Below are 992 nucleotides of genomic sequence, written 5' to 3'. Positions count from 1 at the left end.
GGGGGGGGGCCGCGGCGGGGCGGGTGCCGGTTTTTCGCCCGGGGCCCCGGCCTTGCGCGGTGTCGGGGGCGGGGCGCGCCCTTTTTCCCGACCCCTTGGCGCCACGACGGCTTGTTAGGTTAGGCTAACCAAAACAATCGGGGCCGAATCCGATCCTGGAGGCCGCATGCCCACGCCCGAGCCCGTCCCGTTCTCCACCGCGCTCCGCACCGCCAGCAGCGAGGAGCACGAGGCCGCGGAACAGTCCTCGTTCATGAGCCACCTGCTGGGCGGACGGCTCGGCATCGAGGCCTACGCCGACCTCACCGGCCAGCTCTGGTACGTCTACCGGGCCCTGGAGAGCCGCGCCGGACACCTGGCGGAGCACCCGCTCGCCGGGCCCTTCATCGACCGGGCGCTGCTGCGCACCGCCGCCATCGAGCGCGACCTGGCGCACCTGCGCGGGCCGGACTGGCAGGACGGCCTGGCGCCGCTGCCCGCCACCGCCGCGTACGTCGCGCGGGTGGAGGAACTGGCCGAGACGTGGCCGGCCGGGTACATCGCGCACCACTACACCCGCTACCTGGGCGACCTGTCCGGCGGTCAGATCATCCGCGGCATCGCCGAGAAGACCTGGGGCTTCGAGCGCAAGGGCGACGGCGTGCGGTTCTACGTCTTCGAGGAGGTCGACAACCCGGCCGCCTTCAAGCGCGACTACCGGGCCCGACTGGACGCGGCCGGGCTGGCGATGGACGAGGTGGAGCGGCGCCGGGTGGTCGAGGAGTGCAAGCGGGCCTTCGTGCTCAACGGCGCGGTCTTCCGGGACCTGGACGCGCGCTACCCGCTGAGCGCCTGAACGTTTCCCCGTAGGGCGCACCCACCCGGGTGCGCCAACGGACCGGCCCCCGGGGGGGGGATGTGGGGCGGGGGCGGGCGGCGGCGCGGCGGGGGTGCGGGAGGGACCGCGCCCGCGGGCGGGGCGCCCCCCCCGGGGCGGGCGCGCGCCGCCGCGC

General features: G+C 75.5%; 1 protein-coding gene. It reads left to right on the top strand.

What is annotated here, in order from left to right:
* The first annotated feature begins 166 nt into the window (after positions 1-166).
* Complete coding sequence (locus ACFV6I_RS33380; RefSeq protein ID WP_063348257.1) at positions 167-835, top strand: heme oxygenase (biliverdin-producing); 669 nt, start codon at positions 167-169, stop codon at positions 833-835.
* Positions 836-992 lie beyond the last annotated feature (157 nt).

Origin of the sequence: Kitasatospora sp. NPDC059803, assembly GCF_042732255.1 — a bacterium.
In the GTDB taxonomy this organism is placed as follows: Bacteria; Actinomycetota; Actinomycetes; order Streptomycetales; family Streptomycetaceae; genus Kitasatospora.
Note: the sequence above shows the minus strand (reverse complement) of the source record. Positions and strands in the feature narration are given on the sequence as shown.

Excerpts from the sequence above, each read along its gene's own strand:
- ACFV6I_RS33380 (WP_063348257.1), top strand. The coding sequence starts at position 167 with ATGCCCACGCCCGAGCCCGTCCCGTTCTCCACCGCGCTCCGCACCGCC.